Source organism: Asanoa sp. WMMD1127, assembly GCF_029626225.1.
In the GTDB taxonomy this organism is placed as follows: Bacteria; Actinomycetota; Actinomycetes; order Mycobacteriales; family Micromonosporaceae; genus Asanoa.
The window spans coordinates 2,914,704-2,941,548 of the sequence record NZ_JARUBP010000001.1 but is presented as its reverse complement, the minus strand read 5'-3'; the positions used below and the strand labels follow the sequence as shown (position 1 = coordinate 2,941,548).

29 protein-coding genes are annotated in these 26,845 nt (G+C 72.2%); 11 read left to right on the top strand and 18 right to left on the bottom strand.

The window, feature by feature from the left end:
• Positions 1-21 precede the first annotated feature (21 nt).
• Positions 22-516 carry a hypothetical protein gene (locus O7635_RS14090; protein ID WP_278080863.1) on the top strand — a complete coding sequence of 165 codons (495 nt, stop codon included), beginning with the start codon at positions 22-24 and terminating at the stop codon, positions 514-516.
• Here the strand turns inward: O7635_RS14090 and O7635_RS14085 are convergent.
• Together O7635_RS14085 and O7635_RS14080 are read right to left on the bottom strand one after the other, a co-directional pair.
• Positions 484-1,299 (bottom strand): carbohydrate ABC transporter permease, encoded by an 816-nt coding sequence (locus O7635_RS14085; RefSeq protein WP_278080862.1) that lies wholly within the window; start codon positions 1,297-1,299, stop codon positions 484-486. The two genes, O7635_RS14090 and O7635_RS14085, sit on opposite strands and share 33 nt — an antisense overlap.
• Entirely contained in the window at positions 1,296-2,192 is an 897-nt protein-coding gene (locus O7635_RS14080) for a sugar ABC transporter permease (RefSeq protein WP_278080861.1), read from the bottom strand. The genes O7635_RS14085 and O7635_RS14080 overlap by 4 nt, the downstream gene beginning before the upstream one ends.
• Positions 2,193-2,283: 91 nt before the next feature.
• On the opposite strand from O7635_RS14080, the gene O7635_RS14075 reads away from it, so the two are divergent.
• Both O7635_RS14075 and O7635_RS14070 read left to right on the top strand, forming a co-directional pair.
• Positions 2,284-4,350: an NPCBM/NEW2 domain-containing protein gene (locus O7635_RS14075; RefSeq protein WP_278080860.1), complete on the top strand. Its 2,067-nt coding sequence runs from the start codon at positions 2,284-2,286 to the stop codon at positions 4,348-4,350.
• A gap of 38 nt (positions 4,351-4,388) precedes the next feature.
• Positions 4,389-5,696, top strand: coding sequence for an ABC transporter substrate-binding protein (locus O7635_RS14070; protein WP_278080859.1), 1,308 nt, complete (start codon positions 4,389-4,391; stop codon positions 5,694-5,696).
• Here O7635_RS14070 and O7635_RS14065 read toward each other — a convergent pair.
• Both O7635_RS14065 and O7635_RS14060 read right to left on the bottom strand, forming a co-directional pair.
• On the bottom strand, positions 5,693-6,637 hold the full coding sequence (locus O7635_RS14065; RefSeq protein WP_278080858.1) for a hypothetical protein: 945 nt from the start codon (positions 6,635-6,637) through the stop codon (positions 5,693-5,695). The genes O7635_RS14070 and O7635_RS14065 overlap by 4 nt on opposite strands.
• A gap of 96 nt (positions 6,638-6,733) precedes the next feature.
• On the bottom strand, positions 6,734-7,609 hold the full coding sequence (locus tag O7635_RS14060; protein ID WP_278080857.1) for an alpha/beta hydrolase: 876 nt from the start codon (positions 7,607-7,609) through the stop codon (positions 6,734-6,736).
• An 83-nt stretch (positions 7,610-7,692) separates the two neighbouring features.
• Between O7635_RS14060 and O7635_RS14055 the strand changes: the two genes are divergently transcribed.
• Positions 7,693-9,597 (top strand): BTAD domain-containing putative transcriptional regulator, encoded by a 1,905-nt coding sequence (locus tag O7635_RS14055; RefSeq protein WP_278080856.1) that lies wholly within the window; start codon positions 7,693-7,695, stop codon positions 9,595-9,597.
• Here O7635_RS14055 and O7635_RS14050 read toward each other — a convergent pair.
• Positions 9,545-9,979 (bottom strand): hypothetical protein, encoded by a 435-nt coding sequence (locus tag O7635_RS14050; protein WP_278080855.1) that lies wholly within the window; start codon positions 9,977-9,979, stop codon positions 9,545-9,547. The two genes, O7635_RS14055 and O7635_RS14050, sit on opposite strands and share 53 nt — an antisense overlap.
• 83 nt (positions 9,980-10,062) lie before the next feature.
• On the opposite strand from O7635_RS14050, the gene O7635_RS14045 reads away from it, so the two are divergent.
• A complete protein-coding gene (locus O7635_RS14045; protein WP_278080854.1) occupies positions 10,063-10,608 on the top strand; it encodes a TetR/AcrR family transcriptional regulator in 546 nt (181 codons plus the stop codon).
• Here O7635_RS14045 and O7635_RS14040 read toward each other — a convergent pair.
• A complete protein-coding gene (locus O7635_RS14040; RefSeq protein WP_278080853.1) occupies positions 10,605-11,105 on the bottom strand; it encodes a CGNR zinc finger domain-containing protein in 501 nt (166 codons plus the stop codon). The two genes, O7635_RS14045 and O7635_RS14040, sit on opposite strands and share 4 nt — an antisense overlap.
• Before the next feature lie 98 nt (positions 11,106-11,203).
• Here O7635_RS14040 and O7635_RS14035 point away from each other — a divergent pair, with 98 nt between their 5' ends.
• Both O7635_RS14035 and O7635_RS14030 read left to right on the top strand, forming a co-directional pair.
• Positions 11,204-12,067, top strand: a complete 864-nt coding sequence (locus O7635_RS14035; RefSeq protein ID WP_278080852.1) for an alpha/beta hydrolase — start codon at positions 11,204-11,206, stop codon at positions 12,065-12,067.
• Complete coding sequence (locus tag O7635_RS14030) at positions 12,064-12,348, top strand: hypothetical protein (RefSeq protein ID WP_278080851.1); 285 nt, start codon at positions 12,064-12,066, stop codon at positions 12,346-12,348. The genes O7635_RS14035 and O7635_RS14030 overlap by 4 nt, the downstream gene beginning before the upstream one ends.
• 4 nt (positions 12,349-12,352) lie before the next feature.
• Here the strand turns inward: O7635_RS14030 and O7635_RS14025 are convergent, their stop codons facing one another.
• Complete coding sequence (locus O7635_RS14025; RefSeq protein WP_278080850.1) at positions 12,353-12,772, bottom strand: hypothetical protein; 420 nt, start codon at positions 12,770-12,772, stop codon at positions 12,353-12,355.
• A 331-nt stretch (positions 12,773-13,103) separates the two neighbouring features.
• Positions 13,104-13,856, bottom strand: coding sequence for a sensor domain-containing protein (locus O7635_RS14020; RefSeq protein WP_278080849.1), 753 nt, complete (start codon positions 13,854-13,856; stop codon positions 13,104-13,106).
• Positions 13,857-13,999: 143 nt separating this feature from the next.
• Between O7635_RS14020 and O7635_RS14015 the strand changes: the two genes are divergently transcribed.
• Together O7635_RS14015 and O7635_RS14010 are read left to right on the top strand one after the other, a co-directional pair.
• Positions 14,000-14,131: a hypothetical protein gene (locus tag O7635_RS14015; RefSeq protein WP_278080848.1), complete on the top strand. Its 132-nt coding sequence runs from the start codon at positions 14,000-14,002 to the stop codon at positions 14,129-14,131.
• A gap of 313 nt (positions 14,132-14,444) precedes the next feature.
• Positions 14,445-14,891 (top strand): GyrI-like domain-containing protein, encoded by a 447-nt coding sequence (locus O7635_RS14010; protein WP_278080847.1) that lies wholly within the window; start codon positions 14,445-14,447, stop codon positions 14,889-14,891.
• Here the strand turns inward: O7635_RS14010 and O7635_RS14005 are convergent.
• The 5 genes from O7635_RS14005 to O7635_RS13985 form a co-directional block, all read right to left on the bottom strand.
• Positions 14,888-16,642 (bottom strand): FtsX-like permease family protein, encoded by a 1,755-nt coding sequence (locus O7635_RS14005; RefSeq protein WP_278080846.1) that lies wholly within the window; start codon positions 16,640-16,642, stop codon positions 14,888-14,890. The two genes, O7635_RS14010 and O7635_RS14005, sit on opposite strands and share 4 nt — an antisense overlap.
• A 1-nt stretch (position 16,643) precedes the next feature.
• Positions 16,644-17,357 carry an ABC transporter ATP-binding protein gene (locus O7635_RS14000; protein WP_278080845.1) on the bottom strand — a complete coding sequence of 238 codons (714 nt, stop codon included), beginning with the start codon at positions 17,355-17,357 and terminating at the stop codon, positions 16,644-16,646.
• A complete protein-coding gene (locus O7635_RS13995; RefSeq protein WP_278080844.1) occupies positions 17,354-17,893 on the bottom strand; it encodes a PadR family transcriptional regulator in 540 nt (179 codons plus the stop codon). The genes O7635_RS14000 and O7635_RS13995 overlap by 4 nt, the downstream gene beginning before the upstream one ends.
• A gap of 87 nt (positions 17,894-17,980) precedes the next feature.
• Positions 17,981-18,916, bottom strand: coding sequence for an NADP-dependent oxidoreductase (locus O7635_RS13990; protein ID WP_347405280.1), 936 nt, complete (start codon positions 18,914-18,916; stop codon positions 17,981-17,983).
• A gap of 74 nt (positions 18,917-18,990) precedes the next feature.
• Positions 18,991-19,845 (bottom strand): helix-turn-helix transcriptional regulator, encoded by an 855-nt coding sequence (locus tag O7635_RS13985; protein ID WP_278080842.1) that lies wholly within the window; start codon positions 19,843-19,845, stop codon positions 18,991-18,993.
• 83 nt (positions 19,846-19,928) lie between these two features.
• Between O7635_RS13985 and O7635_RS13980 the strand changes: the two genes are divergently transcribed.
• Complete coding sequence (locus tag O7635_RS13980; protein ID WP_278080841.1) at positions 19,929-20,117, top strand: hypothetical protein; 189 nt, start codon at positions 19,929-19,931, stop codon at positions 20,115-20,117.
• Positions 20,114-21,538 (top strand): non-homologous end-joining DNA ligase, encoded by a 1,425-nt coding sequence (ligD, locus tag O7635_RS13975; protein WP_278080840.1) that lies wholly within the window; start codon positions 20,114-20,116, stop codon positions 21,536-21,538. The genes O7635_RS13980 and ligD overlap by 4 nt, the downstream gene beginning before the upstream one ends.
• Here the strand turns inward: ligD and O7635_RS13970 are convergent.
• The 5 genes from O7635_RS13970 to O7635_RS13950 form a co-directional block, all read right to left on the bottom strand.
• Complete coding sequence (locus O7635_RS13970) at positions 21,535-22,152, bottom strand: class F sortase (RefSeq protein ID WP_278080839.1); 618 nt, start codon at positions 22,150-22,152, stop codon at positions 21,535-21,537. The genes ligD and O7635_RS13970 overlap by 4 nt on opposite strands.
• Entirely contained in the window at positions 22,133-23,419 is a 1,287-nt protein-coding gene (locus O7635_RS13965) for a hypothetical protein (RefSeq protein ID WP_278080838.1), read from the bottom strand. Before O7635_RS13965 ends, O7635_RS13970 begins: the two co-directional genes overlap by 20 nt.
• A 14-nt stretch (positions 23,420-23,433) precedes the next feature.
• The gene (locus tag O7635_RS13960) at positions 23,434-24,822 is read right to left on the bottom strand and encodes a serine/threonine-protein kinase (protein ID WP_278080837.1); all 1,389 of its coding nucleotides are present in this window, start codon (positions 24,820-24,822) and stop codon (positions 23,434-23,436) included.
• Positions 24,823-24,911: 89 nt separating this feature from the next.
• Complete coding sequence (locus O7635_RS13955) at positions 24,912-26,108, bottom strand: HAMP domain-containing sensor histidine kinase (RefSeq protein WP_278080836.1); 1,197 nt, start codon at positions 26,106-26,108, stop codon at positions 24,912-24,914.
• Positions 26,105-26,761 carry a response regulator transcription factor gene (locus O7635_RS13950; RefSeq protein WP_278080835.1) on the bottom strand — a complete coding sequence of 219 codons (657 nt, stop codon included), beginning with the start codon at positions 26,759-26,761 and terminating at the stop codon, positions 26,105-26,107. Before O7635_RS13950 ends, O7635_RS13955 begins: the two co-directional genes overlap by 4 nt.
• Positions 26,762-26,845 lie beyond the last annotated feature (84 nt).

The following is a 26,845-nucleotide window of genomic DNA, read 5'->3' as shown; positions in this document are numbered from 1 at the left end:
GGGCCCGCCTACGGTCCCGGGGTGTCCGTTAACCGTTGGGTCGGGTTGGCGGCCAGCGTGCTCTCGCTCAGCACCCTGTTCGCCACACCGCCCGCCGCGCCGGTGAAGAAGACCGACGCCTTCCTCGACGCCGAGACCACCGGCGTGCTCACCATCGAGGCCACCGAGTGCTTCGACGATCCGGTGTACGACCGCCGGGCGAACGACCGCGTCGTCGTCTACGTGCCGTGCGTGGACGGCGCCGACAACCAGGCGTACGGGTTCGTGCACGCGCCGGACGGCCCGTTCGACCGGCCGGCCGTGGCCGCGCTGGCCTGGTCGCGCTGCGGGCAGGCGTTCGACCGCCTGTGGCACGGCGCGGGCCGCGCTGGCCTCGACTTCTATCCGGTGCTACCCACCGCCGAAACCTGGGCCGACGGCGACCGCGTCATCATGTGCGTGGTCTACCGCCCCACCGGCAAGCTGCCGGACTCTGTCCTGCCCTTAGCCCTTGGTGGAACCCAGGGTGAGTCCTGACACGAACTGCCGCTGCAGCACGAAGAAGACCAGCAGCGTCGGCAGCGCGACGATGATGGAGCCCGCCGAGAGCAGGTTGTAGTCGGTGAAGAACTCGCCGCGCAGGTTGTTGAGCGAACTCGTGATCGGGAACTTGTCGCCGTCGGAGAGCAGCACGGTGGCCCAGAAGAACTCGTTGTAGATCCAGGTCACCTGCAGCGTGGTCAGCGCGGCCAGCGCCGGCCGCACCAGCGGCAGGGTCAGCCGGAAGAACTGCCGGGCCACGCCGGCGCCGTCGACCTCCGCCGACTCGTACAGCTCGTGCGGGATGGTCTTCATGTAGTTGCTCAGCACCAGCGTGCAGAAGCCCAACTGGAAGGCCGTGTTGACGAGCACGAGCCCGGTGTACGTGTCGAGCAGGTCGACTTCGCGGAAGGCGCGGTAGACGGGGATCAGCAACGCCTGCGGTGGCAACAGGTTGGCGGCCACGAAGATGCCGAGCAGCGTGAGGTTGAGCTTGAAGCTGAAGCGGGCGATGACGAACGCCGCGCAGGCCGACAGGAACAGCGTCAGCACGACGGCCGGCACCGTGATGTAGAGGGAGTTGAGGAACTTCTCGCCGAACTCTGCGCGCTGCCAGGCGTCGACGTAGTTCTGGAACGTGAAGCCACCGAACGAGAAGTAGCCGTGCGTGCCGGTGTAGCTGTAGTCGCGCAGCGAGTTGAACAGCCCCCACAGCAACGGGACGAGCCAGCCGACGGCCATCACGGCCAGGAACGCGTGCAGCACGAGCCGGGGTCTCATCGGTCGTCTCCCCTCGTGGTGGCGCGCAGATGAATGACGACGTAGAGCGACGAGATCAGCAACATGATGGTCGCCAGCGCCGAGCCGAACCCGATCCGGCTGGCCTCGCCGATGATGTTCTGGGCGACCAGGGCCGCGATCACCTCCAGGCCGTTGCGGCCCTTGTTGACGATCCAGACGATGTCGAACGCGCGCAGCGACTCGATGATCGTGATGACCAGGACGATGAGGTTGATCGGCCGGAGCACCGGAAAGATGACCGAGAAGAACGTCCGGGACTCGCTGGCGCCGTCGACGCGCGCCGCCTCGCGCAGCCCCGGGTCGACCGCCTTCAGGCCGGCCAGGTAGATCAGCATGATGTAGCCGGTGTGCTTCCACGCCGTGGCGACGAGGACCGCCCACAGGTTGACGTTCGGATCGCCGTACCAGTCGACCTGGGTGCCGAGCACCGCGTTGAGCAACCCCTGGTCGCGGGAGTAGATGAGCTGCCAGATGAAGCCGGTCAGCGCCAGCGACAGGATGACCGGCAGGTAGAACGCCGTCTGGTAGAAGCGGCTGCCGCGGATCTCCTTGTCCAGCAGCACCGCCAGGAACATGCCGAGCGGCGTGGGGATCAGGAACAGGAAGCCGACCCAGATCAGGTTGTGCCAGATCGCCGGCCAGAACGGCGGGTAGATCGTGGCGATGTTGCGGTAGTTCTCGACGCCGATCCAGTCGATGCTGCCGATCCCGCCGAACCCCTCCCACCGCGAGAAGGACAGCGCGACCGAGGCCAGCGCCGGGAGCCAGACCAGCAGGACCACGAACACCAGCGGTACGCCGATCATCAGGCCGACGACGCCCCGGTCGCGCACGGTCAACCGTCTGCGCCGCAGTCGCCTTCGCATGCGCATGGCGCCTCCTCGTTGATCAGGCCCTTGCATGATCGTAACCATCAATATTTACTGACGTAACGTTGTAGCGGCGCGAAGATTGGTGCTGATCATGCGAAAGCCGCTGTCGTTCCTGGCCGCCGCGCTGCTCGCCGCGGCCACGTTGACGGTCACCGCCCCGGCGCACGCGGCCACCCCGGTGGTCCCGATCACCGCGCCGCCCATGGGCTGGAACAGCTGGAACCGGTTCGGATGCGACATCGACGAAAACCTGATCAAACAGACCGCCGACGCGATCGTGGCGAACAACCTCGACGACCTCGGCTACCGCTACGTCAACATCGACGACTGCTGGATGGCGTCGACCCGAGACGCGCAGGGCCGGCTGCAGCCGCACCCGACCCGGTTCCCGGGCGGCATCAAGGCGCTGGCCGACTACGTGCACGCCCGGGGGCTCAAGCTCGGCATCTACGAGTCCGCCGGCACCGCCACCTGCCAGGGCCTGCCCGGCAGCCTCGACCACGAGGTGATCGACGCCAACACGTTCGCCGCGTGGGAGGTCGACCTCCTCAAGTACGACAACTGCAACAACCAGGGCCGGCCCGACGCCGCGCGCTACAAGGCGATGGGCGACGCGCTCAAGGCCTCCGGGCGGGCGATCGTCTACAGCATCTGCAACTGGGGCCTGGCCGAGCCGTGGGTGTTCGCTCCCCAGGTCGGCGGCAGCCTGTGGCGCACCACCGGCGACATCACCGACACCTGGGGCAGCGTGCTCTCGCTGCTCGACCAGCAGGTCGGCCTCGAGCCGTTCGCCCGCAACAACGGCTTCAACGACCCCGACATGCTCGAGGTCGGCAACGGCGGGATGACCGCGACCGAATACACGGCCCACTTCAGCCTCTGGGCGCTGCTCAACGCGCCGCTGTTGCTGGGCAACGACCTGCGGTCCATGTCCGCGCAAACCCTCGGCATCATCCGCAACGCCGAGGTCATCGCCGTCAACCAGGACTGGGGCGGGTCACAGGGCCGCAAGGTCCGCGACTTCGGCGACACCGAGGTGTGGGCCAAGCCGATGAGCGACGGCGGCGCCGCGGTCGTGCTCTTCAACCGGTCCGCGGCCAGCGCCACGATCACCACCTCGGCCGCCGAGGTCGGCTTGGGCGGCTCCAGCTCCTACGCCCTGCGCAACCTGTGGACCGGCGCCACCTCTTCTTCCGCGGGTCCCGTGTCGGCGACCGTGCCGGCCCATGGTGTCGCGATGTTCCGCGTCAACCGGTCCGGCGGGCTGGCCGCCGCGCCCGCCGCCGGCACGCACCAGGTCGGCGACCTGGCCTGGCTGGCGTCCAGCAACTTCTGGGGCCCGGCCGAGCGCAACCGGGCCAACGGCGAGCAGGCGGCCGGCGACGGCGGCCCGCTGACCATCAACGGCGCCACCTTCGCCAAGGGCGTGGGCGTCCACGCCGACAGCGCCGTCCACCTCTATCTCGGTCGCGCCTGCCCGCTGTTCGCCGCCTCCGTCGGCATCGACGACGAGGTGACCAACGCGGCCGCTTCCGCCCGCTTCCAGGTGTACGGCGACGGCAAGCTCCTCGCCCACAGCGGGATCAAGCGGGCGGCCGACGGCCCGACCCGCCTGTCGGTGGCCACGGGTGGATACACCACATTGGAGCTGCGCGTCACCGATGGCCGCGACAGCGCCAACTACGACCACGCCGACTGGGGCGCGGCGACGCTGACCTGCACCGCGCCCGGCACGGGCTCGAACCCGGCCTTCAGCGGCGCCAACGGCTGGGGTCCGGCCGAGCGTGACCAGTCCAACGGCGAGCAGGCCGCCGGTGACGGCGCGGTGCCGACCGTGGGCGGGGTCAGCTACGTTCGGGGCATCGGCACGCACGCGCCGGCCGATCTGACCGTCAACCTCGGCGGGTCCTGCGAGCGGTTCACCGCCGTCGCGGGCATCGACGCCGAGGTCACGTCGGCCACCGCCCGCGTGGTCTTCTCGGTCGTGGCCGACGGTGTCACGCTCTGGACCAGCCCGGCGGTCACGGTCGCCTCCGGCCCGGCGGTCGCCGACGTCGACGTGACCGGCCGCGGCGCGCTGCGCCTCGTGGTCGGCGACGGCGGCAACGGCATCGACTACGACCACGCCGACTGGGCCGACGCCCGCCTCCTCTGCTGACGTTCCGCACCACCCCATCTCGTCCAACGGAGGATCAGATGAAACAGCAGTCCCCTTCCCCGGCACTCTTCGGCATGCCCGTGCCCCGACGATCCGTGCTCCTCGGCGCCGCCGCCCTGGCGTCCGCGCCCGCCCTCGCCGCCTGCGGCTCCGACGACGACGGCGGGTCGGGCGGGGAGAGCGGCGGGCAGGTGACGTTCGGGTCCAACGAGGTCGGCTCGACGTTCGCCAAGCAGCGGCAGGCCGCGGTGGCCGACTTCCAGGCCAAGAACGCGGGGTTCACGGTCAAGCTCAACGAGATCGACCACAACACGTTCCAGGAGAACATCAACAACTACCTGCAGGGCAACCCGGACGACGTGTTCTCCTGGTTCGCCGGCTACCGGATGCGGTTCTTCGCCCGGCGTGGGCTGATCGGCGACATCAGCGACGTGTGGCCGCTCGACGGGGTCGCCGACTCGTTCAAGACGGCGTCGACCGGCGACGACGGCAAGCAATACTTCGTGCCGCAGTCCTACTACCCGTGGGCGATGTTCTATCGCAAGAGCGTCTGGACCGAGCGCGGCTACACCCCGCCCACCACGCTCGACGAGCTGGCCACGCTGGCCGACAAGATGAAGGCCGACGGGCTCGCGCCGATCGCGTTCGCCGACAAGGACGGCTGGCCCGCGATGGGCACGTTCGACATCCTCAACATGCGGATCAACGGCTACCAGTTCCACATCGACCTGATGGCCGGCAAGGGGTCCTGGGAGAGCGCGGAGGTCAAGAAGGTCTTCGACACCTGGGCCCAGCTGCTGCCGCTGCACCAGCCGGACTCGCTCGGCCGCACCTGGCAGGAGGCCGCGCAGGCGTTGCAGCAGAAGAAGGCCGGCATGTACCTGCTCGGCACGTTCCTCATCGACCAGTTCCCGCAGAACGAGCGGGAGGACGTTGACCTGTTCACCTTCCCGGCGGTCGACCCGGCGATCGGGTCCGACGCCATCGACGCGCCGATCGACGGCTTCTGCATGAGCGCCGAGCCCGACAACGAGGGCGGCGCCAAGAAGCTGCTGGCCTATCTGGCCAGCCCGGCCGCGGCGGCCGAGGCCAGCAAGCTCGGCGAGCCGTTCATCTCGTCCAACACCAAGGCCGACACCAGCGCCTATTCGACGCTGCAGAAGAAGTCGGCAGAGCTGGTCGGCAGCGCCAAGAACATCGCCCAGTTCCTCGACCGCGACACCCGGCCGGACTTCGCGTCGACGGTCATCATCCCGGCGTTCCAGGAGTTCATCCGCAAGCCCGGCGACGCCGCCACCATCCTGAAGAGCGTCGAGAGCCAGAAGAAGTCGATCTTTATCGACTAGGTGCCGTCGGTGGCGTAGTAGACGGCGTCGAGCAGGTCGGTCGGTGGGTGCAGGACCGTCGAGATCGGCACGCCGATCCACACGTCGGTCCGGCGCACGATCCGGCGCAACGTGCGGGCCTCCGCCGGAGCGGTGGAGGGCCGCACGACCACCACCGGCTTCTGGCCGTCGACCCGATAGACGAACGCGTCGATCCGGCGCACCTCGGCCCGGCAGAGGTGGTCGTAGAGCTCCTCGGTGGCCGGCAGCTCGGCCTCGGCCGGCTGCCGCCACGCGTCGGCCGGTCCGTCGACGACCCGCTGGAAGAGGGTGGTGGCCAGCTCGTTGAGCTCGGCCACCGGCAGGCCGGCCAGCACCGGCCCGGTCGCCGGGTCCGGTGGCGGGTCGGCCCGGAGCATGAGCTGCGGCTCGGGCTGGACGTCGGCATCGGGTTCGGGGGTCGCATCCGGCTCGGTCCGTAGCCATGGCCCAGGATCGTCGGGCGGGAACGGCGGAATGGGCTCGATCGACAGCACCGGTGGCGGTTCGAGCGCCGGCTCGGCTGCCCGGTGCGCCGGTTCGGGCGTGCCGGGCGCGACCTCGGGGTCGGGCTCGGCGGGCACACCGCCACCGAGGTCGTGGTCGAAGTCGGCTGCGGTCAGGAGGTCGGGGTCGGTGCGCGGGTCCGGGATCGGGACCGTCGGCGGCTCGGGGTCCGGTTCCGCGTGGCGGGCGCGGTCAGCCTGGGACTCCACCCGGTTGGGGAGGTCGGGGCCGGGCTCCGTGCGTACCGCCGCCTCCGGAAGTGGATCCGGCCTCGACAGCTTGAGCCGGCGGGCGATGTCGGCCAACCCACTCGGCGGCAGGTCGGTCAGCATCACCCGTCGGTGGACGGTCGGCAGCGAATCACCGTCGACCTCGTCCTCTTGCCAATCCTCCGGAGACTCCGAAACCTCGCGCACGGGTGGTGACCCCTTCCCTACGGCATCGCCGTCCACCGTAGGGCCGGATCCGGGGCAGGCACGACGGACGCCGTGTGCGGCGGACCCCGATCGGGTTCAGCGATTCACCAATTCGCGTACGGCCTTGACAATCTCGCCCGGCGCTTCCTCGGCCATGAAGTGGCCGGCGGTGGTCGTGCGGTGCACCAGGTCCGGCGCCCAGGCCCCCCACAGCGCCGCCGCGTCGTAGCCGAGCGCCGCGCCCCAGTCCTGCTGCACCACCGTGACCGGCATGCTCAGCCGGCGCCCCGCGGCCCGGTCCGCCCGGTCGTGCGCGACGTCGATGCCCGCCGACGCCCGGTAGTCCGCCACGATCGACGGCACCGCGGCGCGGGAGGCAGCCAGATAGTGCGCGCGTACCTCCGGCGGGACCGCGCCCTGGTCCCCCGCCCAGGCGTCGAGGAACGAGCCGAAGAACGCGTCCGCGCTGGCCTCGATCATCCGCTCCGGCAGGCCGGGCGGCTGCGCCATCAGATAGAGGTGGTACGCCACGGCGGCGTCGACGCCGTGCAGCACGTCCCACATGTCCAGCGTCGGCAGCACGTCGAGGCTGGCCAGATGGGTGATCGTCGACGGGTGGTCGAGGCCGGCGCGGAACGCGACCAGCGCGCCCCGGTCGTGGCCGACGAGGGCGAACCGCTCGTGGCCGAGCGCCCGGGCCAGCGCGACCACGTCGGCGGCCATCGTGCGCTTCGAGTAGGTGTCGGCCGACCGGGCCGCGGGCTTGTCGCTGTCGCCGTAGCCGCGCAGGTCGGGGCAGATCACCGTGTGGTCGGCGGCCAGATCCGCGGCGACGTGCCGCCACATCAGGTGGGTCTGCGGGAAGCCGTGCAACAGCACGATCGGGCGACCCGAACCGCCCACCGCGGCCGAGAGCGCCACGTCACCGTCCACGGGCACGCGGTGCGGGGTGAAGCCGGGAATCGTACTCATGATCAAAGGTCCTCTCCTGATCGGTCGAGGCCAAGCGTGCCGATGGCGGATGAGCAACCGATGAGCGCGCTACGTTGACCTGCGTGCCTGTCGGTTTCGGCGTACTCGGCCCGGTCGTCGCCTGGTCGACGACCGGCGTGCCGGTCGACCTGCGCGGGCCCCGGCATCGCGCCGTGCTGGGCCGCCTGCTCGCCGCCCGCGGCCGGGTGGTCCCGGTCACCCGGCTGGTCGACGACCTGTGGGAGGACCCACCGGCGGGCGCGGTGAGCGCCGTCCGCACCTTCGTGGCGGCCCTGCGCCGGGCGTTGGAGCCCGACCGGCCACCCCGCACCGCACCGACGCTGCTGGTCACCGAGGGCCCGGGGTACGCGCTGCGCGCGGAGCCGGACGCCGTCGACGCCTGGCGGTTCGAGGCGGCGGTCGAGGCGCGGCCCGAGCTGGATCGGCTGGAGGCGGCGCTGGGTTGGTGGCGCGGGCCCGCGTACGCCGGGTTGGACGAGCCCTGGGCCCGGGCCGAGCGGGCCCGGCTCGAGGAGCTCCGGCTGCACGCCGTCGAGCTGCGCGCCGAGGCGCTGCTCGCCGCCGGCCGGGCCGCGGACGCCGTGCCCGACCTCGACGCCCACGTCGCCGCGCACCCGTGGCGGGAGAACGCCTGGCGGCTGCTGGCATCCGCGCTGTGGCGGGCCCAGCGGCAGGCCGACGCCCTCGCGGTGCTGCGCCGGGCCCGCGACCTGCTGCGCGACCAGCTCGGCATCGACCCCGGCCCGGAGCTGCGCCGCCTGGAGACCGACATCCTCCAGCAGGCGGGGCCGCCCGAGGCGCCGGGCGTGTGGTCGACGGTGGCGGCGGCGTACGACCGCACCGTGTCGTCCGCCGCCCCCGCCCGACTGGAATCCACAGTGGACCTGCTGCGCGGCCTGGCCGTCGGCGGTGGGCTGGAGGCGGCGCGCGGCCAGCGGTTGGCCACGATCGAGGCGGCGGAGCGGCTGGGCGACCCGGAGCTGACCGCGCGGGTGATCGGCGGCTACGACGTGCCCGCCAGCTGGCCGCGCTCCGACGACCCCGCGCAGGCCGCCGGGGTCGTGGCCGCCGCGGCGCGGGCATTGGCCGCCCTGCCGCCGGCCGCGCCGGAGTCGGTCCGGGCCCGGCTGCTGGCCACGATCGCGGTCGAGTCGCGCGGCACCGGTGACCCACGCGGGCGGGCGGCGGCCGAGGAGGCCGAGCGGATCGCCCGCCGGCTGGGTGACCACGGGCTGCTCGCGTTCGCGCTGAACGGGGTCTACCTGCAGACCTTCGAGCGGTGCGGGCTGGCGCCGGAGCGGGACCGGGTCGGCGTGGAGCTGGTCGACCTGTCGGCCCGGCACGGGCTCGCGTCGTTCGAGATCCTCGGCCATCTGGTGCGGTTGCAGTCCCGGTCCGCGGTCGGCGACTTCGCGGCGGCGGACGAGCACGCGGCGGCGGCGGACCGCCTCGCCGCACGGCACGGGCGGCCCCTGGTGGGCGCGTTCACGGGTTGGTACGCGGCGTTGCAGCTCGCGGCCGGCGGCGCGCCGGCGGAGGCGGCCTACCGCAGTGCGGCGGACAGCTTGCGCGGCGCCGGGATGCCGGGGGTCGAGCAGGGCCTGCTTCCCTTGTCCTTGCTGTGTTTGCGGCTCTGGCACGACGAGCCGCTGGACCTGACCGCGGACGGATCGAGTGATGGAGGTTGGGGGCCGTACCTGCCCTGGGTTCGGCCCTTGCTGTTGACGCGGGTGGATGCGGCCGCGGCCGCGTTGCGGAAGGCGCCGGATCCGCCGCCGGATCTGGTGCAGGAGGCGCTCTGGTGTCTGGTCGGTCGGGCCGCGATCCGCGTGGGTGACCGTGAGCGGATCGCCCGCGCGCACGCCGCGTTGCTGCCGGCCGCCGGCGAGCTGGCCGGCGCCGGCAGCGGGATGCTCACCGCCGGGCCGGTTGCCGACCATCTGGCGCGACTGGCTGCCGCGCTCTGATCCGGGCGTCCGCGGCGCGCAGCACCCGTGGCACGAGTCCACGATGGACGGTGGACAGCGGTGGCCAGGCGAGCTGGGCGACGCGGTGCGCGTACCGGACGATGGTCGTCAGCGACACCGACCCGGCGCGCGCGTGGACGACCAGGTTGGCGCTGATGAGCCACGAGTCGGCGACGAGCCGGATCCAGTCGTCGCCGCGCGCGTCGATCACCCAACCGGCCACGGTCTCGGGCGAGCGCTCGGGGCGCAGGCGGAGGCCGAGCACTACCCGCCAGATGAAAATCTCGCCGAGGCTGGGCACGTCGCCGAACATGGCACGCGCCCATTGCTCGGGGGTCGCTTCGGCCGTCGTGGCCAGGCTGAACTCGTCGGTGTAGTCCATCGCCGCGCCTCCCAGGATATACGCTACCGTATAACCTCAGCTTAGCGCTGTTATACGGTGGCGTATATAGAAGGTGGCAGAGGATGGGCGCGCTGCGCACGACGCGGGAGCAGTGGATCGAGGCCGGCCTGCGCGCGCTGGCCGACGGCGGCCCCGACGCCGTGCGGATCGAGGCGCTGGCCAAAGGGCTGGGCGTGACGAAGGGCGGCTTCTACGGGTTCTTCGCCGACCGGGAAGCGCTGCTGGAGGCCATGCTCGACACGTGGGAGCGGGAGAGCACCGACGAGGTGCTCGACCGCGTCGAGCGCGAGGGCGGCGACCCACGCACGATGATCACGCGGGCCGGCCGGCTCACCTTCTCGAGCGACCGGCTGCTGCCGATCGACCTGGCGGTACGCGACTGGGGTCGCCGCGACCCGGCGGTGGCCGAGCGCCTGCGCCGGGTCGACAACCGCCGCATGGGCCTGCTGCGCGAGCTGATCGGCACGCTGCACGCCGACCCCACCGACGTCGAGGCCCGCGCCCTGCTCGCGTTCTGCCTCGCGATCGGCGAACACTTCCTCGCCGCCGACCACGGCGCCCACCCGCGCCGCGACGTCCTGCGTCGGGCGGCCGACCTGCTGTTCTAGCTGGTTGCCGCGCGGGCCCGCTGGTAGTGGCGGCGCGCCTTCATCCGGTTGCCGCAGATGGCCATCGAGCACCAGCGAGCCGTGTTGGTGCGGCTGCGGTCGAGCAGATAGAGCCGGCACTCGTCGTTGGCGCACGGCCGCAGCCGCCCCGGGCTCTGCTTGGCCAGGGCGTCCCAGGTGAGGATCGCGCGCACGGCCAGGTCGCGGTCGGCGGGGACGTCGGCGTTCCAGGTGATGCCGTCGGGGGTCATCGCCGGCTCCAGCGTGACACCCGTGAGCAGCGGGGCCAGTGTGTCCGGCGGCGCCTCGCCGCGGATCACCGCTTGCAGGGCGTCGCGGGCGGCCAGGACGTGCTGGCGCTCGCGCCGGGTGCCGCGGCCGCCGGCCTGGATCAGCCAGTCGCGGGCCGCCGCGGGATCGGCGAGCGCGTCGAGCCGCTCTCCGTCGACGACCGGTGTGCTGTTGAGTATGGCGAGCAGCAGATCCTCGTCCGACATTTTCCGCACCTAACCTCCGCGAACCTGTTGACAGGTTAGTCGGATCGGTGGAGGGTGGCTAGATGTAACCGCCTATGGCTCTGACGGGGGTTAGAAAAATGACCGTTCACTACAGGCAGGTCGAGGTCGACGGCCGGCGGCTCTTCTACCGGGAGGCCGGACCGCGCGACGCGCCCACGGTGGTGCTGCTGCACGGCTTCCCGACCAGCTCACACATGTTCCGCGACCTGATCCCGCTGCTGGCGACGCGCTACCACGTGCTCGCGCCGGACCATCTCGGCTTCGGCTTCTCCGACGCGCCACCGGCGGACGAGTTCGACTACACCTTCGACGCGCTGGCCGACCTGACCCGCGGGCTGCTGCGCGAGCTCGGCGTCGGCCGCTACGCGATCTACGTGCACGACTACGGCGCGCCCATCGGGTGGCGGCTGGCGATCGCCGACCCGGCCGCGGTGACGGCGATCGTGACGCAGAACGGCAACGGCTACGAGTCGGGCTTCGTCGACGAGTTCTGGGCGCCCGTGCGCGACTTCTGGGCCGACCCGTCTCCGTCCACCGAGGCCGGTGTCCGCCAGGCCCTCACGCTCGAGATGATCCGCTGGCAGTACCTGCACGGCGTACCCGATGAAAGCGTCGTCTGCCCGGACACCTGGCAGCATGACCACGCGCTGGTGTCACGCCCCGGCAACGACGCGGTGCAGGTGCGGCTGTTCGCGGACTATGCGGGCAACGTGGCGCTCTACCCGAAGCTGCACGCCTACCTGCGCGACAGCGGCGTGCCGGTGCTGGCGGTCTGGGGCCGCAACGACGGCATCTTCGCACCGGCCGGCGCCGAGGCGTTCGCCGCCGACGCGCACGACGCCGAGATCCACCTGATCGACGGCGGCCATTTCCTGCTGGAGAGCCAGCTCGCGACCGTGGCCGGCCTCGTCGACCGCTTCCTGGAAAGGACGATCCGATGACCACACCCGCCTGGAACCAGGTCTCCGACAAGGACGTCAAGCGCGCGATGAAGGAGTACGACCGGCTGGGCCCGGACCGCTTCTTCGCCGAGCACGGCTTCGCCCCGACGACGACGTACGAGCTCGTGGACGGCGACCGCCGCTACCCGCCGAAGGCGATCCTGGGCACGGCGTACGAGTTCGCGACCGGCCAACGCCTGGCCTCGGGCGACTTCGAGGGCGGCCGTACGGGCGCGGTCAAGGTGCTCGGCACCATGGGCTTCGACGTGCGGCACCGCTGAGGAATCAGGCTTCCGGGTCGTCGCCGGCGTGGATGTCGCGTCGCACGAGCCCGTAGTCGTGGCTGAACTCGATCGGTTGTCCGAAGTGGATGGCAGCGAAATCGCTGTCGACCATGTCAGTCGAGTCGCGGTCGATCGCATAGGTGGTCCGCAGCACCGTGTCGTCGGACCTGTGGTCCTCAATGGACGCGAGGCCGGCCTGACCCGGCGCCCAGGACCCCGAGATGATGGTGGTGAAGCGCAGCTCGAGGGTGCCGGCCCGCGGGCAGTCCCAGGTGAACCTGCTCACCGACATCGCCCGCGCGGCGTTGCTCCACTCGGTCCAGCCGGTGCCGTCGGCCTTCAGCACCAGCGAGCTGGACTCCATGACGCCGTAGTCGTAGGGCCGCGTGTCCCAGAACCCCACCAGCTCGGCATCGATCACGTCAGCCATCCTGGTCGGAAGTAGTCGGGTCCCCAGCAGGTCGCGGTCGCGGGCAGCTCCCACCAGTGCGGCAGTGCCGTCGCGTCCCACGCCGGATCGGGCTGGAACTCGAGCTACCGGCCGTCGAACGGCGGCGCGCCGGCCTGGGCCAGGGCGAGGAGCCGCTCCCCCTCGGCCCGGACGCCGGCGGCCTCGGCGTCATCCCGGAACGCCGGGTGACCCGCCCTCGCCCGAACGTCACTCGCGAACCGTACCCCGCCGTCAATGCGACGACTGACCGCGAAGGCCTTGTTCCGGCCTCCGCGGTCAGGTCCTGAGCGGATCGGGCATGCTAGCGAAGGTCCCGTCGCGCTGCGGCGAGTTCCATGGTGACCTGCGTGAGGCGCTGCTCGGCGGGGCTTGCGACGGTGGCGGTCGTGCTCCGCAGCGCGGCCACGTCGGACAGCATCGTCTTGCTGACGCCGGCCTGGAGCAGCGCCACGCCCCGCACCACGAACGGCAGCGTGAGCAGGGCGAACACGCCGATGGCAGTGTGCAGGAGCAGGCGTGGCCCGGTTCCGCTGCCCAGGCCGATCAGGGTGTTGAGGTCGGTGTTGCCGGGGCTGCGGGGAATGGCCCAGTCGTATGCCCAGGAGAAGACGCCACCCAGCGCGGCGGCCCACCAGGTGACCGTGACCACGAACGCGAAGATCGACAGGACGAACTTGATCATCGCGTGCAGGGCGTCGAGCCAGGACTGGCCGTCGCCGATGACGGTGAGCATGCGTCGGACCGGTCCGGCGTCGGTTGCGGCGGCCCGGTAGGCGGGTCGGATCACCGGCCGGCGGACGACCCGGCCGATGGTCACCCGGTCGAGGTCGGCGAGGCCGCGGGCGAGCAGCAGCGCTCCCGCGAGGACCGGCAGGCCGACGCCGATGGCGATCAGGCCGGCACCCACCGTCAGGCCGACCACGACGGCGACGAACCCGACGACGGCGAGCGGGAAACCCACGATGGCGTACGCGGAGTCGGTCAGCAGTTGACGGACGATGCCACGATGCGCGGTGGTGGTCGGGACCGGGCTGGAAACGATGGCGGTAGTCATGCCATTGACGCTAGGCATCGACCCGCGCCGCCCCCATCCCGTCAGCTTGCCGGTTGACAGTAGGGCTGCCCTCACCGCGGTCGAGACGGTTGCGCAAGATTCGTCAAGGCGCGTGGCCCCGCCGTTCGCGTACGTTGAGCGGCATGACGGAGCTGTTGCGCCTGCTGGCCCTGGCCAACCGGAGCGACGGGGACGTGTCGCTGTCGGTGCTCGCCCGGGGCCGCGCACCGGTCCCGGTTCGACCTGCACCGGCGGCTACGGGCGCTGACCGGTGAGACGCCGAAGGCGTACACCACCCGGGTTCGGCTCGTCCGGGCCGCCGCGGACCTGTTGTCGACCGAACGGTCGATCGCCGGGATCGCGCGGGCGCGGGGGTTCGCGAGCCACGAGGTGTTCACCCGGGCGTTTCGGCGGCACTTCGGCACGACGCCGCGGGCCTATCGGGAGCGCGGTTTTCGCGAGGGCGGCGACGCCGTCGTCCACGCGGCCACGTCCGTGGCGGCCGCACCGTGTGTCGGCCTCTACCGCATGAGCATCCTTCGGAGGAACATTGTGGACCTTGACATAACGCTTGCCGATCAACCGTCCATGGAAGCGCTGGTGATCCGGCGGCGGGTCGCCCGCGACGCCATCGCGGCCGCGCTCGGGGAGGTTCTTCCGGCGGTCTTCGCGTTCGCGCAGCGCGAGGCGGTGGCGTTGGCGGGACCGCCGTTCACCCGCTATCCCGAGATGGGCATGGGCACGGTGCTCCTCGAGGCCGGGTTCCCGGTCGCGGCGGCGCCGTCGGGGCCGCTCGACGACGACCTCGAACTGCTGACCATTCCGGCCGGGCCCGCCGCGGTGACCATCCACCATGGACCCTACGACACCCTGCCGGACACCTACGCCGCGATCGAGCGCTGGCTCGACGCCGAAGGGCACCGGGCCGGCGGGCCGCCGCGGGAGATCTACCTGACCGACCCCGGCGACCATCCCGACCCGGCCACCTGGCAGACCCAGGTCATCCAGCCGATCGCTAAGGGCGACAGACCCTAAGCCTGGAGGGTGTCTCCCACCGGGCGGCGGGCGGCGGCCAGCGCGGGAACGGCGGTCAGCACCGCGATCGCGAGCAGCACCCCGAGCGCGGTCGCGAGGAGCCACCAACCGGGCGGGTACGAGACCTCGTCGCGGCTGACCAACGAGAGCAACCCGACCCCGGCCGGTATCCCCGCCGCGACCCCCGGAACGGCGGGCAGCAGCTGCGCCACCGCCAGGCCCACGGTGGCCTGCGCGGGGGTGGCGCCGAGGGTCCGCGCGACGGCCAGCGGCTGGCGGGCGTCGAGCACCGCGGCCCAGGTGCTGACGACCGCGTTGACGAGCGCCAGCCCGCACAGCACGACGATGACGACGAGGGCCGCCTGGTCCCGCCGCTCGCTGCGCGGGTTGGCCAGCTCCGTGTAACCGAGGTCGAACTGCTCCACGTGCCTGCTGACCACGAGCATGCCGACCAGCGCGGTCGTGGTGATGAGGCTGTTGACGGTGACCAACCGGGCGCGGCGCGGTCGGCGCGCGTTGATCCGCACTCCGATCAGCAGCGCGGTCGGCAGCCTTCGCGACAGCCAGATCCGCCACCGCCGTCGCCGCGGTGGTGCGGCGGCGTCCGCGAGGGCGTGAACGGTGCTGGTCGCCACGGCCCGCGCCACCGGCACTAGCGTCGCGGCCACCGCGATCGTAAGGGCGAAAGCCGTCACCGCGATTACCGTCGGCGTGGCCGGCGGGTGGGCGGTGACGGACCCGATGAGCCCGGCACTGGGGGTGATCAACAAGGGTGCGGCGAACCAGCCCGCCGCGATGCCGATCACGGCCCCGGCGAGCCCCATCGCGAGGTACTCGGCGAGGTGGACGGCGGCGATCATCGCCGGGCCGGCGCCGACGGCCTTGAGCAGTCCGACCCGGCGCCGCTGGCCGATGATCCGGCCCGCGACGATGCCGGTGACACCGGCCAGTGCCATGCCGCTGAGCAGCCAACTGCCGACCAGCAGCGCGGTACGCGCGTCCCGGTAGAGCAGGCCGTTCATGTGGTTGACGTGCTGCCAGGTCGTCACCTCGGTGCCGACGCGGTAGGCGGCACTGGCCGCCGGGTCGGCGAGCCTGAGGTTGAGGGTGTACGACAGCTCCTGGCCGCCCGCGAGCGTCTCGATGTCGCCACGGTCGACCCAGATCAGGCCGCCGCGCTCGACCAGGACGCTGCCCGGGTAGTGCCAGCCGGCGTACGGATAGGTCGCTCGCGCGGCGGTCACCGCGGTCCCCGTGACCCGCAGCGCGTGGCCGTCGACGCTGACCACGTCGCCGGCCCGGACGCCCAGGGCGTCGGCGAACGCACGCTCGACGACCACACCGCCGGGTCGCACCCAGCTCCCGTCGGTCACGACGGGCCGGTCGACCGACACGGGCGCGCTGTCCCGGCCTTCGACGACGACGTGTGCCGACGTGCCGTGCACGGTCATCGTCCGGTAGGCGATCGGGAACGGACCACTGTGGTCGGCGACACCCGGCGCCTCGGCCCGGCGCCTCAGCTCGTCCAACGCGGCCGGCCCGGTCGCCAGCGGAGTCAGGATCACGTCCGGGCCGGCGGTGGCGGCGCGGGTCTGCTGGTAGGGCCGGTCGGCGACCTCGGCGAGCGTCAGCCCGAGGGTCAGCGTGGCGGAGGCGGCGGTGATGGCGACGATCAGCAGGACCGCTTCGACGGGCCGCCCGCGCAGGTCGCGCAGCAGCAGCCGGCCGACGAGCAGGAGACGACCGAGCACGTCAACGCAATCCGCTGTAGATCGTGCCAGCGGCGGCGAGCCGGGTGTCGTCGGCGAGCGCGCCGTCACGCATGGCGATCACCCGGTCGGCCACGGCAGCGATGCGGGCGTCGTGGGTGACCACTACGAGCGTCTGTCCCGCCGAGCGCAGGTCCTCGAAGAGTCGCAGCACCTCCAGCGTGGCGGCGCTGTCCAGGTTGCCGGTGGGCTCGTCGGCCAGCACCACCAGCGGCTCGTTGCTCAACGCGCGAGCCACCGCGACGCGTTGCCGCTGGCCGCCGGAGAGCGCCGAGGGGAGGTGCGTGGCCCGGTCGGCCAGCCCGACCCGGTCGAGCAGGTACAGCGCGCGCTTGCGGGCTCGGCCAGGCGACTGCCCGGCCAATAGCGCGGCCAGCTCGACGTTCTCGACCGCGGTCAGTTCGTCCATCAGGTGGAAAGCCTGGAAGACGAACCCGACGCTGTCGCGGCGCAGCCGGGCCAGCGCGCGTTCGCTCATCGTGTCGATCCGCCGGTCGGCCAGCCACACTTCGCCACCGGTGGGCCGTTGCAGCCCGCCGAGCAGGTGCAGCAAGGTGGACTTGCCGCAGCCGCTCGGCCCCATGACCGCGAGCGTCTGCCCGGCCGGCACGTCCAGGTCGACCTCGTCGACCGCCCGCACCAGCCCGCTGTCGTGGCCGTACTGCCTGGTCAGCCGGCGCGCGCGCAGCGCCGTCACGACTCGGCCCGCCGGTCGCGCCCAGTCCACACGCGTTCGCAAGCCTCCAGCCAGTCCAGGTCGGCCCGCAGCCGCAGCACGACACCCTCCAGCAGCAATCCGGCGACCGGGTCCACCGACCGGTCCAGTGCGGACCGTTGGGCGTCGCGCAGTCGGCGCAGCACCTCGCGCCGCTGCGCGTCGACCAGGGCCACCGGATCGGCGAGCCGGGCCGCCGCGGCGGACACGAGTTTGAGATGGAACTCCGTGAGGTCCGGCTTCGGCCAGCTCACTTCGGCGAGCCAGGCAGCCACCCGCTGCTGCCCGGCCGCGGTCAGCGTGTAGACCCAGCGGTCAGGCCGGTCCGGCAGGCCGTCGGAGCGCCGCGAAGTCACCAGCCCGGCCTTCGTCAGCCGGCCCAGCGTGACGTAGATCTGCCCAGCGTTCATCGCGTCGCCGAGCGGGCCCAGCGCGACACGCAGACGGGCGCGCAGGTCGTAGCCGTGCGCCGGCTCCTTGGCCAGCATGGCCAGCACCACGTCCTGCACCGGAAGCACACCCCTCGCCGTGATCGTCTATAGCTAACGGCTATCTATAGGGCATGTCAACCTTCACCCCGCACACCACCGTCACCGGGGTCCCGGTCAGGCGGTGGGGGCGACGATGACGGTCTTGCCGGGCAGCGCGCCGGCGGCGGCCTGGGCGTGCACGGTCGCCAGTTCCGCGAGCGGGACCCGCTGGGCGACCTCGACCCGTAACTCACCGGTGCTGACGCGAGCGGCCAGGTCCGCGAGTTGGTCGGCGTCGCTGCGCACGAACAGGTCGATGCCGCGCACACCGCGCTGCGCGTCCGACGGAGCCGGCATCCAGACGGTGGTGTTGACCAGCGTGCCACCGTCCCGGATCAGGGTGACCAGCGCGGCCAGCCGCTCCGGAGCAACCGGGGCCAGATTGAGTGCGAGGTCGACCGGCTCGGTCACGGCCGCCGTCACGTCCGTGGTGGTGTGGTCGATCACCTCGTCGGCGCCCATCGCTTTGACGCGCTCGGCGTCGCGTGGGCCGGCCGTGGCGATCACATGTGCACCGGCCTCCTTGGCCAGCTGCACGGCGTACCCGCCGACCGCTCCGCCGGCGCCGTTGATCAGCAGTCGCTGACCGGTGGTCAGGTTGCCGTGGTCGAACAACGCCTGCCACGCGGCCAGGCCCGTCACGGGCAGCGCCGCCGCGTCGACCAACGGGAAGTTCCTGGGTGCCCCCGTCAGGATCTCCGCCGGCGCGATGACGTGCTCCGCGGCCGCTCCGGCCTCCGTCATCGGCAGGAAGCCGATCACCTGGTCGCCGACCGCGAGGCCGGCCACGCCGGCACCGAGCGCGTCGACCGTGCCCGCGACGTCGATGCCGGGCGTGTGTGGGAGCGCGACCGGGATCGGGTCCTGCATGTAGCCCGCGCGGATGTTGCCGTCGATGCCGTTGAACGATGTCGCGGCGACCCGGATCCGGACCTGACCGGCGCCAGGAGTGGGCTGCGCGACGTCCTCGTAACGCAGGACATCGGGACCACCGAACTCGTGAAAACGCATTGCCTTCATATGCTGCACCTGCTTCCGTCTTCGCGTTGCTGGAGACGTCTCAAAGGTCGCAGGATCCGGCGCGCTCAACCTGGGCCGGTTCGGCCCACCTTGATGATGGCCGGCTCCTCGCCGGCGTCCACGATCTCGGCGAGCCGCGCCGCGTCGGCCGAGCCCGGCGCCGCGGTGAGCAGCAGAGCCCCCAGATCGTCGCCGGGAATGGCGAGCAAGCTGCCGACGAGCGTCACGGAACCGGCATCCGGGTGGACGAACGTGGCACTGCTGTCGTAGGCATCCACCGGTCGCGGCGCCCGCCACAGGGTGTCGAACAGGGGGCTTCGGCTGCGGATCTCGTCCACCAGAGCGGCCAGCGACGCGTCGCCGGGGTAGCGCAACAGCACGCTCCTCAGCCGCGCGACGTGGATCGCCTGATGGTCGGTCGCGTCAGCCGTGGACTGCTGGAAACGGCTGAACGGATCGCAGAAGGTCCGCCAGGCGACGTTCCAGTCCCACGGGTCCCCGGTGAGATCCCAGTGCTTGAGCGCCATGAAAGCGCTGTTCACGGCGATCACGTTCATGGCGGCGTCGGAGACGAACATCGGCGTGTCCGTGAACCGCTCCAGCAGGCGCTTCGCACCCGGACCGACCTCGTTCGGCACCTGCCCGTCCGCGGCGGCGTACCCGGCCAGCGCGCACAGCCGCTCGTAATCCGCCCGCCCGACCCGCAGGGCGCGGGCGATGGCGCTCACGACCCCCGGCGATGGATGACTGCGTCCCTGCTCCAACCGGCGCACGTAGTCCGCGGACATCCCCGCGAGCTCGCCGAGTTCCTCCCTCCGGAGACCCTGTACCCGCCGACGGCCGGTCGGCATCAGGACAGCAGCGGGCTTCGTGCTCTCCCGCAACTGGCGCACGGCGGCGCCGAACTCGTGACGACCCACCGCTCAAGTGTGCTCTTCGGCCAGCAGGTCACCGCGCGGAGTGACGGTATCGACGGAGCGCATATTGATCGTAGGATGAGGGCGTGGCCGGGCGTGTGGCGCGTGACGGCGAGGGGATGACTGATCCCACGCTCGACGAGGTGCTGCGTAACGCCGGGTTCGAGGTCACCGAGGCCGGCCGCGCGCGGTGGCGGGCCGAATTGTCCCGGCCCATTCCCGAGGCCGCGCTCGACGATGCCAAGCGGATGCTCGGGCGCGGGCGCGCCGCGTGACCGACATCGCCGCCATCTACGACGGGTCCGCCTTGCTGGCCTACGCGCACGGGCAGATCGGCGCCGCCGAGCTCATCTCCGAGATCAACGCCGAGGGCCGCCAGGTCGGTGTGCCGGCGGTCTGCCTGGCCAACGCGCTCGCCGCGCTCGCCGACGACTGGGACGTCAAGCAGCTCATGTACCTGATGGCCACCCGCACCATGGTCCTGCTGCCGCTGGGCGACGCCGACCCCGACGAGCTCCGGCAGGTCGGCGAGCTGACCCGGCTCGCCGGCGGCGACCTCGACGTCGGGCACGCGGTGGCAGCGGCGTTGACCCACCGGGCCTACTACGTCACCGCCAACCCCAAGGCGGCCGAGGTCGCGCTGCCGCCGACCTGGCCGGTGCTCGACCTGCGGCCCGTGCGCCTCGTCAGTGACCGGTTCGGCCTCGCCGTGGCGCCGACCCACGACAGCCCCACGCCGGCCGAAGAGCCTCAGCAGGCCAGCATGCCCAGCCAGCTCGAGCCCATGCTGGCCACCCTCGGCCCGCTGCCGACGGAGGAAGACGGCTGGGGTTTCGAGTTCAAGTGGGACGGCGTACGCGCGATCGCCTATCTCGACGGTGACCTGCGCCTGCTGACCCGCAACCACCAGGACGTGGCGGCGACCTATCCGGAGCTCGCCGCCCTCCGCGGCATGCTCGACGGGCGGCAGGCCGTGCTCGACGGCGAGATCGTCGTGCTCGGGCGCAACGGCCTGCCCAGCTTCGCCGCTCTCCAGCAGCGGATGCGCAGCAGCACACCGATCAAGGGCATGCCGGTCCGGTTCTACCTGTTCGACCTGCTCCACCTCGACGGCACAGACCTCACCCAGCTGCCGTACGCCGAGCGCCGCGACGCCCTCCAGCGGCTCGACATCACCGGCGATCCGGTCGACACCCCGCCCTACTGGACCGGCGACGCGGGGCCGGCGCTGCTCGACGCCGCCCGGGAGCTCGGCCTCGAAGGCGTCGTCGCCAAGCGGCTCGACTCGCCCTACCAGCCGGGGCGGCGGTCGCCGGCGTGGATCAAGGTGCCGTTGACCAACACGGCCGAGGTGGTCGTGGCCGGCTACAAGCCCGGCCGGCGGGAGATCGGGTCACTGCTCATCGGCATGTACGACGCGAACGACCGGCTCGTCTACGTCGGTCAGGTCAGCACGGGCTTGTCGCAGGCGGCGCTCGACGACCTCAAGTCCCGGTTCGCCGAGCTCAAGGCCACCAGCGCTCCCTTCGACGGCCCGGTGCCCCGCCAGCACGCCCGCGGCGCCGAGTGGCTGCGGCCCGTCCTGGTCGCCGACGTCGCCTTCCGGTCCTGGACCCCGGACGCCAAGCTGCGCCAGCCGTCCTGGAAGGGGCTCCGCGCCGACCGGGACGCCACCGACGCGCGCCTCGAGAACTAGGGTGCGTCCGCGAAGACGATCACGTTGTCGCGGTAGTGCCCGACGGTCCGGTCGAACGTGCCGCCGCAGGTCACCAGGCGCAGCGACGGTTCGAGCGTCGGCGAGTAGACGAGGTCGGTCGGGAAGCGGGTCTTGGCCACCTGCCGCTGCCCCGTCACCCGGAACTCGACCCGCGTCCCGTCCGCGCGGTCCACCGACACCCGGGTGCCGGCGCGCAGCCGGGTCAGGTCGTAGAAGACCCCCGGACCGTCGGTGGAGTCGACATGGCCGAGGATCACCGCCGGCCCGGGCTGACCGGGTCGCGCGCCCTCGGCGTACCAGCCGGCCTGGGCGGGATCCGCCGGCACGGCCACGGTCCCGTCCCGGTTGCGGCCCAACCTGCCCAACGACGTGTCGATGCCCAGATCCGGAATGCGCAGCCGCACCGGCGGGGCGACGGCCGAATAGCTGCGGCTGGACCGGAACGAGTCGACCGCCAACGGCACGGCGGGCCCCGACACAGGCGGGGACACCGCCACCGGCTGGCTCGCGCTCGCCGTCAGCGTCCCCACCAGCGCCAGTAGGACCGCGACCAGTCCGCTGCCGCGCAGCGCGTCAGCGCGAACCATGCGCATGCGCGCCCGCCATGCCGCCGAGCCCCGTCTGCGATCCGCCGGTCGGCAGCCGCGCGCCGACCGTGCCACCGAACGCCTCGGCCAGGTCCCTCGCCACCTCGCCCATGTGCCCGTAGGTGGCGTACGCGCTCTCGTGCGCCTGCTCGTACTGCTTCGCCACGTAGGCGTCGACCTGCGCCATCAGCATCTGGTCGTGCATCAGCAGCGTGCGGGCGAGCGCCGTCACCGGCAGCCGGCCACCCGTGGCGTCGCTCAGGAACGCGGCGAACTGCTGCTCGAACCCGGTGAGCCGGCCGACCGCGTCCTCGCGGCGCGCACGATCGCCCGACGCCACACCGCCGGTGTACGCCACCAGCTGCTCGACATGGTCCGCCCAGAGCGACTGGAACCGCTGCGCCGCCGCGGCGCCGAACAGGGCGTCGATGGCGCCGGCCAGGTCACGGGTGTTGGCGTTGACCGCCTCCCCCGCGGCCGCGAAGTCCGGCGCGTTGGTGACCCCGGCCCGGGTGGCCGCCACGGCCAGGGCGACGTGCTCGCCGAGGAGCAGGGTGAGTTGGGACCGCAGCCGCCAGGCCGGTGCCCGGAGCGCGGCCGCGGCACGGGGGCCGAGCAGCGCGGTGGCGATGGTCTCGCCGAGGGCGAACGTGTGCGCGTAGCCCTCGCGGTAGAGCTGGTCCGCCCGGGCGTAGTCACCGGCCGCGAACGCGTCGGCCTGCTGCATCAGGTGGTCGACGTGCAGGTAGGCCGCCGCCTTGGCCGCCTCGCGCGGCAGCCGCCCCTGCGAGCCGTCGGACAGGAACCCCGCCAGGTCACCCTCGAATGTGGACAGTGTGGCCCGGGCCGCGTCGCGGGCGCCGTTGTCCTCGTCAGCCACGCCGCGCGAGTAGTTGGCCAGCGCGGCCACGTGGGCGGACCAGAGCAGCCGGAACTGCTCGCCCCGCGCGGCGCCGAGCAACGCGGCGACGAGCTCGCGCATGTCGTCGGTGTTGCGCGCGACCGCGGTCTCGGCCGCCCGGGCCAGGTCCTCGTCGCCGCGCAGTCGGCTGCGCATCATGTCGGCCGCCAGGATCGAGTGGTAGCCGAGCGCCGCCTGCAACGCGACCGCCGCGTCCGCCGGAGCCGGCGGCGCCACCGCCGCGGCCGGCGCGGCGGTGGGCGCCTCGGTGCGCACGCGGCCGATCGCCAGCGATCCGGCGACCAGGCCGGTCAGCACCACCGTGAAGACGGCCAGCGTCCGCCGGCCAGGGGCTAGTCGATTCCGCGCCATGCCACCATCCCGGTTCAGCCGCCCGCCGGGCGGAAGCTCTGCGTGATCACGTCCAAGCTGGGCAGGCTCGCCTGCCAGTCGGCCTGCGGTGTGCGCCACTGCACGAGGTAGGAGCGGCCCGGCGCGTCGACCACGAGGTCGCGCCCGCGCATGGGCCCGGACGCTCCCTCGAACACGTAGTCCGTTTCGGTCGCCGTCTCGCGAACCAGCCGGTAGCCGCGCGGGGCGTTGGGGTCCTCGCCCGTGCGGACCCGCAGCGTCCGCCGGTCGTCGGGCGACCGGAAGAGCATCGCGTCGGAGCCTTCCCGGAGCATCTCCCACCCCGCCGGGTAGGCGACCCGCATCCCGGTGGGGTCGTACCACCAGCGGTAGCCGGCGGGCAGCCGGCTCTGCTCGGTCTCGGCCATCCCACCCGTGCCGGTCGGCGCGGTGACGGCGGGCGGAGTGCGGCCGCGCCCGTCGTCGGCGTCGGCGGCGAGCGCGACGGCGCTGACCATGAGGGCCGCCGTGGCGGCGGCCGCCAGCCCTTGCCAGCGCCGCGGCCGCCAGCCCCGCCCGGCGGCGCCCGACAGGCGCACGGTCGGGCCCTCCGCGATCCGGGCCAGTTGGCGCTCCACTTCGGAGGGTGTCAGCCGGGCCCGCGGGTCCTTGCGCAGCAGACCTTCGATCACCGGCCTGAGCGGACCGGCCCGGGTCATCGCGTCGGGGCGTTCGTTGGCCAGCGCCACCAGGGTTTCCATGATGGTCGGCCGGGCGTACGGCCCGCGTCCCTCGACCGCGTGGTAGAGCGTCGCGCCCAGCGACCACAGGTCGGACTCGGGCGTCGAGATGCCGGTGCGGGCCCGTTCCGGCGCGATGTATTGCGGCGTGCCGACGATCACCCCGCTGTGCGTGATCGCGCCGGCGTTCTCGTCGAGAAGGGCGGAGCCGAAGTCGGTGAGCACGACGCGCCCGTCGTCGGCGATCAACACGTTGCTGGGCTTGACGTCGCGGTGCAGCACACCGACCCGGTTGGCGGCGTCGAGCGCGGAGAGGACGGCCAGCCCGATGCCGGCCACGTCGTCGACCGGCAACGCGCCGTGGTCGCGGAGCACCTGCAGCAACGACCGGGATCGCACGTATTCCATGACGATCCAGTGCCGTTCGCCGTCGTACTCGATGTTGTAGATCCGGATCACGCTCGGATGGCTCAGCCGGGCGGCCGCGCGCGCCTCGCGCAATGTGCGGCGGCGCAGCTCCTCCTGCTCGTCGGCGGCGAGCCAGCGCGGCAGCAGCACCTCTTTGACCGCGACGTCGCGGTGGAGAACCTCGTCGCGGGCCAGCCAGACCCGGCCCATGCCGCCGGCGCCCAGGGATCGCACGACGCGGTAGCGCCCCGCGATCACCACGTCCGGATCGGTCATCTCCCACCTCGCCGCACCGGCTCGGTCAAGCACCAACCTGGACCATCATAGGGCGAAGGTTGTCCTCTGACATCCTCTGCGCGGCCCCGTTACGGTTCCGTTGACGGGACCACGGGCAGTCGCACGGTGACGACCAGCCCGCCACCCGGATTGGGTCTGGCGGTGGCCTCGCCGCCGTGCGCGCGAGCCACCGAGCGCACGATCGAGAGCCCCAGACCGGCGCCCTTGGCCGTGACCAGGCGATCCGCGTCCAACCGGCGGAAGGGTTCGAACAGACCGGGGATGTCGTACGCCGGGATCACCGCACCGGTGTTGGCCACCTCGATCTCGGTCCCGCCGCCGGGAACGGCGCGCGTCGTGATCCGGGCGAAGCCCCCCGGCCGGTTGTGCCGGATCGCGTTCTCGACCAGGTTCTGCGCGAGCCGTTCGAGCAGCACCGCGTCACCGACGGTCGGCGCCGGGCCGGCCGCCTCGCTCAACGTCACCGACGCCGCCCGCGCCTCCTGCGCCGACTGCGCCACCACGTGGGTCGCGATGTCGGCCAGGTCGATCTCGCGCCGGTCGACCACCTCGTGCTCCGAGCGGGCGAGCAGCAGCAAGCCGTTGATCAGCCGTTCCTGGCGGCCGTTGATCTCCAGCAGGGTTTCGCCGAGCTGGGTCACGTCCGGCGAGGCGGTACGGCGGTTCATCGCGACCTCGACCAGGGCCCGGTTCAACGTCAACGGGGTACGCAGCTCGTGGGACGCGTTGGCCACGAACCGCCGCTGGCTCGCGAACGATCGGTCGAGCCGCTCGACCATCGAGTCGAACGTGTCCGCGAGCTCCTTGACGTCGTCGTCGCCACCGCGCAGGCCGATCCGCTCGTGCAGGCTCTGGTCGCCGCCGCGGGCGATCCGGCGGGCGGTGTCGGTGACCCGGTGCAGCGGGGCCAGCACCCGGCCGGCGATCAACCACCCGAGGCCGATCGCGGCGCCACCCACGACACCGAGCGCGATGCCGCCCTGCGTGACCTGCGAGGTGAGCGCCTCGTCGCGGACCTGGGCCTGCTGCTCGGCCACGAACTCCGGCATATCGGCCGCCGGGATCTGCTGGCCCTCCGCGGTCCGGAAGAACAGCGTGTCGGCGGGGGCGCCCGGACCGACCTGGCTCTTGACCATCACGGAGCTGCCGCGGGGGATCTGCTGCTCCACCAGCAGGTGCGTCACGCCGAGCACGACGAGGCCGCCGGCCAGGAACAGCCCGCCGTAGACCAGGGTCAGCCTGGTCCGCAGGGTGAGGCGTCTCATGAGATCCGGTACCCCTCTCCGGCCAGCGTCTCGATGACCGGCGGGTCGCCGAGCTTGCGGCGCAGCTTCAACACCGTCAGCCGCACCGCCGAGGTGAACGGGTCGGCGTTCTCGTCCCAGACCTTCTCCAGCAGCTGCTCGGCGCTGACCACCGCGCCCTCCGCCCGCAGCAGCTCGGCCAGCACGCCGAACTCCTTCTTGGACAGTGGCACGTAGCGGTCGTCGCGGAACACCTGGCGGCGGGCCGTGTCGAGCAGGATGCCGGCCCGGCGCAGCACCGGCGGCAGGGCGGGGCGGGCCCGCCGGCCCAGGGCCTGCACCCGGGCCGCGAGCTCGGCGAACGCGAACGGCTTGGGCAGGTAGTCGTCGGCGCCCAGCGACAGGCCGGCGACCCGGTCATGGACCTCGGCCGCCGCGGTCAGCATCAGGATCCGGGCGGTGGTGTCGGAGCCGACCATGGCCCGGCACACCTCGTCGCCGTGCACCTTCGGCAGGTCGCGGTCGAGCACCACCACGTCGTAGTCGTTGACGGCGAGCCGGTCCAGCGCCGCTTCGCCGTCGAGCGCCACGTCGACCGCGTGCGCGTCGTCGCGCAGCCACTCGGCGATCGCCTCGGCGAGCAGCCGTTCGTCCTCGACCACCAGGATGCGCATCGCACCATGGTGCCGAGCCAACCTGTTTCTTCGCTGTTAGCGGTTTCGGAAGCGCCGCCGAAACAGGCCGGGGCGTTGACTTCG

Bases quoted from the DNA above. Each gene is read 5' to 3' on its own strand.
- O7635_RS13970 (WP_278080839.1), bottom strand. From the start codon at position 22,152: ATGCGCATGGTTCGCGCTGACGCGCTGCGCGGCAGCGGACTGGTCGCG.
- O7635_RS14020 (WP_278080849.1), bottom strand. From the start codon at position 13,856: ATGACTACCGCCATCGTTTCCAGCCCGGTCCCGACCACCACCGCGCAT.
- O7635_RS13965 (WP_278080838.1), bottom strand. From the start codon at position 23,419: ATGGCGCGGAATCGACTAGCCCCTGGCCGGCGGACGCTGGCCGTCTTC.
- O7635_RS14050 (WP_278080855.1), bottom strand. From the start codon at position 9,979: ATGGACTACACCGACGAGTTCAGCCTGGCCACGACGGCCGAAGCGACC.
- O7635_RS14010 (WP_278080847.1), top strand. From the start codon at position 14,445: ATGGAAGCGCTGGTGATCCGGCGGCGGGTCGCCCGCGACGCCATCGCG.
- O7635_RS14030 (WP_278080851.1), top strand. From the start codon at position 12,064: ATGACCACACCCGCCTGGAACCAGGTCTCCGACAAGGACGTCAAGCGC.
- O7635_RS13955 (WP_278080836.1), bottom strand. From the start codon at position 26,108: ATGAGACGCCTCACCCTGCGGACCAGGCTGACCCTGGTCTACGGCGGG.
- O7635_RS14070 (WP_278080859.1), top strand. From the start codon at position 4,389: ATGAAACAGCAGTCCCCTTCCCCGGCACTCTTCGGCATGCCCGTGCCC.
- O7635_RS14035 (WP_278080852.1), top strand. From the start codon at position 11,204: ATGACCGTTCACTACAGGCAGGTCGAGGTCGACGGCCGGCGGCTCTTC.
- O7635_RS14040 (WP_278080853.1), bottom strand. From the start codon at position 11,105: ATGTCGGACGAGGATCTGCTGCTCGCCATACTCAACAGCACACCGGTC.
- O7635_RS13960 (WP_278080837.1), bottom strand. From the start codon at position 24,822: ATGACCGATCCGGACGTGGTGATCGCGGGGCGCTACCGCGTCGTGCGA.
- O7635_RS13950 (WP_278080835.1), bottom strand. From the start codon at position 26,761: ATGCGCATCCTGGTGGTCGAGGACGAACGGCTGCTCGCCGAGGCGATC.
- O7635_RS14085 (WP_278080862.1), bottom strand. From the start codon at position 1,299: ATGAGACCCCGGCTCGTGCTGCACGCGTTCCTGGCCGTGATGGCCGTC.
- O7635_RS14060 (WP_278080857.1), bottom strand. From the start codon at position 7,609: ATGAGTACGATTCCCGGCTTCACCCCGCACCGCGTGCCCGTGGACGGT.
- O7635_RS14015 (WP_278080848.1), top strand. From the start codon at position 14,000: ATGACGGAGCTGTTGCGCCTGCTGGCCCTGGCCAACCGGAGCGACGGG.
- O7635_RS14080 (WP_278080861.1), bottom strand. From the start codon at position 2,192: ATGCGCATGCGAAGGCGACTGCGGCGCAGACGGTTGACCGTGCGCGAC.
- O7635_RS14075 (WP_278080860.1), top strand. From the start codon at position 2,284: ATGCGAAAGCCGCTGTCGTTCCTGGCCGCCGCGCTGCTCGCCGCGGCC.
- O7635_RS14045 (WP_278080854.1), top strand. From the start codon at position 10,063: ATGGGCGCGCTGCGCACGACGCGGGAGCAGTGGATCGAGGCCGGCCTG.
- O7635_RS13990 (WP_347405280.1), bottom strand. From the start codon at position 18,916: ATGCGTTTTCACGAGTTCGGTGGTCCCGATGTCCTGCGTTACGAGGAC.